The 1,826-nt window shown below is 49.5% G+C and carries 1 protein-coding gene; it reads right to left on the bottom strand.

All coding sequences use genetic code 11. The features are described from left to right. Positions 1–1,826 (bottom strand): hypothetical protein (locus tag Q0614_RS07290; protein WP_298787658.1); only part of this gene is annotated, 1,826 nt, incomplete at both ends.

Genomic DNA, 1,826 nt, shown 5'->3' with positions numbered 1-1,826 from the left:
TCGGCTCCGCTTGATTATCCTGCGTGGAATTAGCCTTAAAATTCCGATCGGAATTCTTGAGCTCCTGCGACGAAACTGGCTCTGTTTGGTTTTGCGTGGAGTTAGCTTTGGAATTCCGATCGGAATTTTTAGAGCTTTGCGAGAAGTTTTGAACAGAATTTGGCTCGGCGCTTCTTCCGTTTTGTGAGAAATCCCACGCGAAATTTTGATTTTTAAAGTTTTGCGCGGAGGCGGGTTTGGAATTTTGACTTTGATCGGAGCTTTTAACGCTTTGTAAGAAGCTTAGCGGTAAATTCCGTTCGGAATTTTTAATGTTCTGCGAGAAACTCGGTTTGGAATTTGGCTCGGCACTTCTGCCACTTTGCGAAAAACCCTGAGTAGAATTTTGATCGTAGATTTTACCGTTTTGCGGAAAGCTCGACAAAGAATTTTGATCAAAATTCTTGATACTTTGTAAAAAAACCTGAGCGGAATTTTGATTTTTAAAGCCTCGCACGGGCTCTGCCTCCGAATTGCGATCGGAATTTTTGGCACTCTGTGAGAGATTTTGCTCGAAATTTTGCTTGAAATTCTTAGCGCTCTGCGGGAATTTCGGCTCAAAATTTCGGCCCGAATTTCCGAAGCCTTGCATAGACCCAACTTCCCTACCGCGAGCGGAATTCCAAAAATTTTGTATAAAATTTAAAGCGGAAATTTTACAATTTTGCACGGGCTCGGCTTCCAAGCCCCGGTCAAAATTTTTAAAATTTTGTGTAAAATCCGAGGCACAAACTTTAGAATTTTGCGCAAATTCGCAATTTCTGTATCCGAGGCCGGGTCCGCACGGCGCACCAACCGCACTCTCAAAGTAAAATCTACGCGGCGCGGGAATTTTATTTTCAGGGCCCAGTCTGCCCGGCGTGCGGGTCTCGCGCCCAAAACTCGTCAAATTGTACGGACCGGCGCTCTTCTTGGCACCTTCGCCGGCGCGGATTTGCTTTTTTAAATTTACAAATTGCGAGGCGGCGAGGTTAAATTTCTTCAAATTTACGGGGCTAAAATTCTTAAAATCGCGCGCGACATGTAAATTCAAAAAATTCTGCACCGCACAAAAGGTGCCTAGAGTGGGATTTTGCTCGCTACCTAGCCCACTTGCATCGCAAAACAGCGAGTGGCAGGCACCCAAAATAGTTTTTTGAGTGCTACACTTCGCGCTAAATCCGCATGTATCAAAACCGCAACGTAGAAAGGTGTCTCGGTTCGCGCCAAATTTGAAGTACAAATGAACGCTCTGCTTCGTGCCAACGCGACGCAAGCAAATGCCTGCATTGAAATTGCGCTGCGAGCGTCCGCTCATACTAGATTGCAAACGGCCGTTCGTGCTAGAGCTGCGTCGCAAGCTGACACTCCTGCTAGGGTCGCGGCGTGAGTGGACATCTCGGTTCGCGCCAACGCGCCGTAAGCAAGCGCTCGCGCTAGAGCCGCAGTATGTATCGTTGCTAAATTGCGCTAAATTTCGCGCGGTAAAACCGCAGCACACTGCGCCGTTCAGGAGCACGCTCACGCTATAATCGCAGTTCGCACGGCTGTGCAGTTCGTATTTCGGTGTGATAAAACCGCGGTGCCCTGCATCCTGTGTGAGGCTGTGTCTGCCCGCGCCGACATCGATACATCCAGAACCCCGCAAAAGCTCGCGCCTGCGCGCATCCAGATCGTAGCGCCCGATGCCCCGAAAAAGCCCATCTATGCGAGCGCTGAGGTCGTCGCAGCTAGCGCCCGGCAAATGCCCGTGTCCGTACGCGCCCAGATCGCGATACTTGCCAAAGCTTCGCTTGCTCGCGTCTGGG

Source organism: uncultured Campylobacter sp., assembly GCF_937997595.1.
GTDB lineage: Bacteria > Campylobacterota > Campylobacteria > Campylobacterales > Campylobacteraceae > Campylobacter_B.
This window is presented reverse-complemented; position numbering and strand designations above follow the sequence as displayed.